This window comes from Methanofollis sp. UBA420, assembly GCF_002498315.1.
Classification (GTDB): domain Archaea; phylum Halobacteriota; class Methanomicrobia; order Methanomicrobiales; family Methanofollaceae; genus Methanofollis.
Map to the genome: position 1 here is coordinate 335179 of NZ_DAGX01000002.1, position 6706 is coordinate 341884.

General features: G+C 61.1%; 8 protein-coding genes. 7 read left to right on the plus strand and 1 reads right to left on the minus strand.

From position 1 onward, the window contains the following. The first annotated feature begins 16 nt into the window (after positions 1 to 16). From BP869_RS01725 to BP869_RS01755, 7 genes are all read left to right on the plus strand, one after another. Entirely contained in the window at positions 17 to 319 is a 303-nt protein-coding gene (locus BP869_RS01725) for a DUF5350 family protein (protein WP_342676315.1), read from the plus strand. Between the two features lie 183 nt (positions 320 to 502). After that, a complete protein-coding gene (locus BP869_RS01730) occupies positions 503 to 730 on the plus strand; it encodes a hypothetical protein (protein WP_342676317.1) in 228 nt (75 codons plus the stop codon). After that, positions 717 to 1244, plus strand: coding sequence for a nitroreductase family protein (locus BP869_RS01735; RefSeq protein WP_342676319.1), 528 nt, complete (start codon positions 717 to 719; stop codon positions 1242 to 1244). Before BP869_RS01730 ends, BP869_RS01735 begins: the two co-directional genes overlap by 14 nt. Before the next feature lie 4 nt (positions 1245 to 1248). Beyond that, the gene (locus BP869_RS01740; RefSeq protein WP_342676321.1) at positions 1249 to 1587 is read left to right on the plus strand and encodes a DUF555 domain-containing protein; all 339 of its coding nucleotides are present in this window, start codon (positions 1249 to 1251) and stop codon (positions 1585 to 1587) included. After that, entirely contained in the window at positions 1584 to 2471 is an 888-nt protein-coding gene (locus tag BP869_RS01745) for a carbohydrate kinase family protein (protein WP_342676322.1), read from the plus strand. Before BP869_RS01740 ends, BP869_RS01745 begins: the two co-directional genes overlap by 4 nt. A 1-nt stretch (position 2472) precedes the next feature. Continuing rightward, positions 2473 to 3129, plus strand: coding sequence for a diphthine--ammonia ligase (locus BP869_RS01750; protein WP_342676324.1), 657 nt, complete (start codon positions 2473 to 2475; stop codon positions 3127 to 3129). Further along, positions 3126 to 4874 (plus strand): DUF2070 family protein, encoded by a 1749-nt coding sequence (locus BP869_RS01755; protein WP_342676326.1) that lies wholly within the window; start codon positions 3126 to 3128, stop codon positions 4872 to 4874. The genes BP869_RS01750 and BP869_RS01755 overlap by 4 nt, the downstream gene beginning before the upstream one ends. 467 nt (positions 4875 to 5341) lie before the next feature. On the opposite strand, the gene BP869_RS01760 is transcribed toward BP869_RS01755, so the two are convergent. Continuing rightward, positions 5342 to 6502 carry a TIGR04083 family peptide-modifying radical SAM enzyme gene (locus BP869_RS01760; RefSeq protein ID WP_342676328.1) on the minus strand — a complete coding sequence of 387 codons (1161 nt, stop codon included), beginning with the start codon at positions 6500 to 6502 and terminating at the stop codon, positions 5342 to 5344. Positions 6503 to 6706 lie beyond the last annotated feature (204 nt).

Here is a 6706-nt window from a genome sequence, read left to right on the forward strand (position 1 = left end):
TATAGGGAGTTCGATTATGGGAAAAACAGGAACCACCACCTGGGCACAGGTGAAGAATGTCTCAGGCAAGATCCGCCTGGTCAGAGCACAAGAGGCGACTTTCAAGAAGCCGGGACCGAACCAGCGCTTTAAGGCGGCAGCAGCACTCAGGAAGATCGTCGCTCAGGCAGAACGCCAGCAGGGACGCGGCCGGGGCGGCCCGCGTCGCGGCGGCAGGGGCGGTGCCCGTGGACAGCCGAAAGTTGCCGACCCCAAGATCCGCAGGCGCATGGCGCGTGCAAAGGTCTCGGCACTGGGCGTGAAGCAGAAGTCGAGATAATCAGCGGGATCACCTCCCGAATCATCTTTTATATCTCCGGCATCCATTCAATGTATGGATCCAAAGACTGCTGTTTTGAACTATCAATACGGCGAAAGAGCGAAATCAGAACTGATTCTCGCTTCAAAACTTATCGCCGGCCTGACCGGATTTTCCGAGATCGAGAAGGCAGGTGGAAAAAAGATGGTGCTCCTCATGCTCGATGGGATCAGATCGGAGATCGAGTTCGCCCGCGAGAGCACGCACCACGCATCTTTCCCGAAGGCCATTGAGGCCCTGAATGCAACAATATCAATGGTTGAAGGAGGGAACCTCGACGAGGCGATCCCGAAGGTCGCAGAGGCAGTCTCTGCCGCCACAACCGTTGCTCAGGAGTCCTGGGAGGCGCTCGCCGCACATGGACTCCTCTGAATTCCTCGCGTTCCTCGAGTCCCGCCAGTCTGTCAGGGAGTACGGGGACGAACCCGTCACCGAAGAGGAGATATCCTCCATCCTGAAGGCCGCATCGGCGGCGCCGAGTGCCGGGAACATGGAGGCATGGGACGTCATCGTCGTCAGGTCCGAGGACCAGCGCGAAGCCCTTGCCGAAGCGGCATTCGGCCAGGAGCATATCGAAAAAGCGCCGGTCATCCTTGTGATCTGCGCCAACTATGTCAGATCGATGTCCCGCTATGGGGAGCGGGGCATTCTTTATGCTCTTGAGGACGCAACCATTGCCTGTACATTCATGATGCTCGCGGCGCATGCCCTCCGCCTCCAGTCCTGCTGGACCGGGGCGTTTGAAGACGATGCGGTGCGGGAAGTGCTGAACATGCCGGCCCATATCCGCCCCATCTCACTCCTTGCAGTCGGGAAGGGAGCAGTCCCTGCCGCACGGACAGAAAGGATGCCGGTCGGCGAGCACGTGCACACAGAGACCTGGTAATATCATGACCGATTATTGCGTTACACTTGAATCTGCATGGGTCATCAAGGACGTCAAGTCCCTTGACGACGCCATCGGCATAGCGATCAGCGAGGCAGGAAAGCATCTCAACCCCTCGGCAAAGTTTGTCGAGGTCGAAGCCGGATCGATCCAGTGCCCGTTCTGCGAAGAAGACCTGAACTGCGCGCTTGTCGTGGCCAACACGGCCCTTGTGGGCCTTACCCTTGAAATGAAGGTCTTCAATGCCGAGTCCACCGAACACGCAACACGGATTGCGAAGTCGGTCATCGGCAGGGCACTGGGTACGGTGCCGCTCAAAGTGACGGATGTGCAGGAGTCATGATCAGCGTCGTCGGCCATACAGCAATCGACCACATCTGCCGGGTACCCCGTTTTCCCGAGAAACATACCTCCACCTACACCCTTGACCACCGGATCTTCTTTGGCGGCGGGGCGGCAAACATCGCGGCAGGCATCGCCACTCTCGGCGAACGGTGCACCCTGGTGAGCGCGGTCGGATCTGATTTTCCGGGAAGCGCGTACGAGAGGCGGATGGAGGAACTCGGCATTGAACGCCAGTTCTTCTTTGTCCCTGACAGGCCGACGGCGACAGCCTTCATGTTCAACGACCTTGCCGGCGACCAGATCACCTACTTCGACTGGGGGGCTTCGGCGGTCTTTGCCGAGGCCGATGCCCCGGCGCTTGAGTTCGTGCATATGGCGACGGCCGACCCATCTTTCAATGTCAGGGTCGCGGAAAAGAGCGAGTTTGCGTCCTTCGACCCGGGTCAGGACATCCTGAAGTACTCCCGGGAGCAGTTCGAGACGATCCTGGACAATATCAACATCCTCTTTGCGAACAGGCACGAGGCGGCGACGATGGCCGAGGTGCTCGGGACAAACGTCTCCGACCTGGCAAAGAGGGTGGAGATCGCGGTCATCACGATGGACGCCGAGGGGTGCATGCTCTGCGTCCGCGGCGAGAAGCAGATGGTCCCGGCGATCCGGGTGGAGATGGCCGACCCCACAGGGGCCGGCGACGCCTTCAGGGCGGGTTTCCTCTCCGCGTACCAGCGGGGGTACGCACCCCTCCGCTGCTGCACGATCGGGACGACGGCAGCGTCGTTCGTCGTCGAGCAGGTCGGGTGCCAGACCAATCTCCCGACCTGGGAGAGGATGGCAGGGCGGCACGCGCAGTACTTCGGACCCATCGAAAAGGAGGCATAACATGGCATGGGCAGCGCTGACATCAGGGGGAAAGGATTCGGTCCTTGCGGTCCAGAAGGCGATCGACGCCGGCCTTGAGGTGACGACCCTGGTGACTGTCAGGCCGGCGAACCCGCACTCGTACATGTTCCACTCGGCAAACCTCGACGCCGTCCGCGTGATGGCCGAGGTGGCGGGCATGGAGTATTACGAGATCGCATCGGCCGGGAAGAAAGAGGAAGAGACTCTTGAAATGGAAGAGGGTCTTGCAAACCTCGATATCGAGGGCCTGATCACCGGCGCGGTCGCCTCGACGTATCAGCGGTCCCGCCTGGAGGCGATCGCGGGGCGCCTTGGTGTCCGTCTCTATGCCCCTCTCTGGCACATGGACTATGCGGCACTCCTCCGCGAGGTGGCGGCACGTCTCGATGCCATCATCGTGGTCTGCGCCGCCGAAGGTCTCACCGAGGAGTTCCTCGGCATGCACATCGACGGAGCGACGGTGGACCGTCTCCTCGCCCTTGAAGAACGGTACCGTATCAATCCTGCGGGGGAGGGAGGTGAATACGAGACCCTCACCCTCAATGCACCGTTCTTCTCCCGCCCGCTCACCTACGCCTCCGGCGAACGGAGGTCGGAGGCAGGGCGGCACGAACTGATCCTCAAGGGATTCGTATGAATGACACAAATACGGGCAGCGACGTGAGGATGGCCGGGCTCTCCCGGTACATCTTCACCGCCCCGGCATGGCCGCGGTCTCTCGGGATCATTATCCTCCTTGGTCTCCTCATCGATGCGGCCAGTCTCCGGGCCGGATGGGTCTATCCCTTCTTCGGAACTCTTACATTCACCCTCCCGGCGGTCCTGGCGACTCTCCTCACCAGGCCCCTGATCCGGAGCAGGGGAAAGATGATCACCTGGAACCGTTCCGCCCTGCTTGCTGCGGCAGGGACGGTTTTTGCGATCATCATCACCGTTCTGCCGGTCGTCGTGGGGTACGCCGACCTGCTCCCCCTCTCCTTCGCGATAGCGATGGGCTTTGTCTTCGCGATCAGGCTGCTTGTCATGGCGGCGATTGCCGACTACCGCCTCTCCCGCGTCTTCCTCCCGGCGCTGCCGCAGAGCGCTCTCGGCATCATCTTTGCGAGCATTCCCTTCGGGCCGGGCTACCTGGTCCTCGGTGTGGTCCTCCACCTGGTCTTCGGGTTCGGGTGCCTGCTCTTCGTCTGGTTTGTCGAGAGGCCGCTGAACAAGGCCTTCCATATCAGCGCGTTCAACTTCATCAACACCTTCATCGAGCACATGACCGATGGTTCGAAGAGCATGGAGGACTTTTTCAAGGAGATCGGGGAGGAGGTCTCGGTCCCGCAGGTGACTCTCGCCTTCAGACGGGAGGGGAAGAAGGACATCCTCTTCACGGTTCCGAATGTCCATCCCGGCCCGATGGGCGAGATCGGCGGCAGCATGCTGACCCGGTCGATCCACGACGCCTTCGAGGAGGAGGTGCTCACGGCCCACGGGTGTTCGACCCATGACTTCAACCTGGTCTCCGAGTCCGAGGCGGAGAAGATCATCGCGGCGATGCGACAGTCCCTCGACGGGGCCAGGTATGCGCCCTTCGCCGGGCGGTCGTATCGTACGGGCAGCGGTTCCGTGGAGGTTCTCTGCCAGCCTCTCGGCGACGCTCTCCTGATGGTCTCGACGCGCTGGCCGCAGAAGACCGAGGACCTGGACTTTGCGATCGGGATGACGGTGATGGCCGAGGCCCACTGCCACTTTGCGCACTGCGCCTTTGTGGACGCCCACAACTGCATGGCAGAGGTGGCGTCCCCTGTCCATCTCGGGTCGGCTGTCGGCAACGAGTACCTCGCCGCGGCCGGGAAGGGGATCACAGGGGCGGCGGGCGGCGCCGTCCACCCCTTCAGGGCAGGTGTGGGGCGGGTCGTCCTCCCGTTCACGCGCGAACAGGGGATCGGCGACATCGGCGTCCAGGCCCTGGTCGTCGAGTGCACCGGGCAGAAGACGGCATATATCCTCTTCGACGGGAACAACACGGTCGAGGCCCTCCGCCCGGCGGTCTTCGAGGCGGTGCGGGGTCTTGTGGACGAGTGCGAGGTGATGACCTCGGACTCCCATAGCGTCAACACGATCAGCGGCAAGAACCCGGTCGGCCTCCGTGTCCCGCCGGAGACGCTCGCGCCCTATGCGGCCGAGGCGGTGAAGGCGGCGGTCGACGACCTGGCGGAGGCGAAGGTGGCGGCGGCCACCGGGTGGTGCCAGGACGTGCTGGTCTTCGGGTCGAACCGTATCTCGGAACTTGCGAGCACGGTGAACGCGATGCTCATCTTCATACCGCCCCTCTCCCTTGCGGTGCTCCTGGTGGCGTTTCTGCTGTCGGTGCTCGCGTATGTGGTGATCGGGTGAGATGGCTTTTCCCCGTCCTATACCTCTTTTTGCGTGAGGGCTGACTTGCCGGTCACAGTCGCCCGCTTTGCGGTGCATTTCCTGTCAGAATGAGTTGTTTTGCACAGTATTTTTTGCAGTCCATCAGTGGTGGTCGGTGTGCCGATCATGATCCGGTCATAGGTGGACGGCGATGATTCCGGGATTGTCCACATGATGAACCCATGGTCTTAGCACTTACTCAGAGAGATTAATGTCAGCAAAAAAACAGCAATCTGTATTTTCCTGCGGATTTACACGATTTTTTTGTACTTGATGGATACTTGATGACCTCACTTCCTGAGGCACGACCACGACGCTGACACCACTGAAAAATGACCACCTATGCCGGGGCGAAACACTGAGATGACCAGACGATCAGATGAATAAATCAAAAAAATGAGGGGAGTGTCGCAGGGTGAAAACTCTTTTCCAGCCTCGTACAGTCTCTACCGCATGACCATCTGGCGCATCAGGGCCATGATACCGGGCCTTGCGCCCTTCTTCTGCGCCGGTCTGCCGCCGCCCATCTCCAGGAAGGGGGAGGACTCGAACATCTCCCTGTTGAGGCGGTCGTTGATCTCGTCGAAGATTTTTGCATAGGCGACGCAGTGGGGGTCGACGCCCCGGACTTCGCCGTCTGTCGGGGCGATGGCGTTGTACGGGCACCCGCCCCGGCAGTACCTGATATGTTTGCACTCCTTGCAGTGCTCGTCCACGTACGCCTTGAACTGCTGCATCCTCTGCCCTGCCGGGGAGGCGGCGAGGTCCTCCCTCGTCGGGCGGTCACGCACATGGCCCATCACGTACGCGGGCATGCCGACAAAGCGGTAGCAGGGGTAGATGCTCCCGTCCGGGCCGACGGCAAAGGTGCTGCCCATGCAGTCGGCGAAGGTGCAGACATTGCCGTGGCGGGTGAGGACGCACTTGCAGAGGTCGGTGATGTTCATCACCTCGATCTCGCCCAGGTGGTCGAGGGACTGGTCAAGGAGGTAGACGAGGAGGTCGCCGTATGTCTCCGGCGCGAGGGCCCACTCCTCCGGGTTTTTGTCGCGGAGGGACGGGAGGGCCGGGTGCAGTTTGAGGGTCAGGCCGCTCTTCAGGAAGAAGTCGAAGATCTCGTCCCTGTGCTCCACCGACTTGCAGGTGAAGGTGCAGATGAAGCGGACGTTGAGGCCGTGCTCCCGTGCGATTGTGTAGCCCTGCATCGTCTTCGCGAAGTAGCCGTCCCCCCTCTGGCTGTCGGTGATCTCCTCCGGGCCGTCGATGCTCGACCCGATGGGGATGTTGTACCGGGCAAAGATCTCGGCCATCTCCGGGGTGAGTTTCCAGAGGTTGGTCTGGAGGGCGAAGGTGGGGGTGAGGTGAGCAAGACCGTCGGAGAGGAGGGGCAGGGCCTCCCTGTAGAAGTCGGCACCGGCAAGGAGGGGTTCGCCGCCGTGGAAGGTGATGGTGACCTGGTTGTCCCTGAAGTCCTTCAGCCAGGCGACCACCTCCCCGACGGTCTGGATGCTCATGCGGGGCGACCCTTCCTCAGAACTCCAGCAATATTTGCACCTGGAGGGGCAGCCCAGGGTGGGAATGAGCATGATATGAAAAGGGCTTTTCATAAGGCGTTTTTCTCCTTCTTCAAAGAATAAGGTTGTGGATTTTTTTGGGGGGGAGGTTGTTGCGATCATTTAGGAGTGGAGAGAGAAGATCTGCCGGGATATCTGAAGAAGAGGAGAGGTGCCGATCCACCGCCTTCCCCACACCCGGGACTGGGGGACTAACGCCCCCAGACTCCCGATCTAGGATAGGACCGGGGAAGAGAG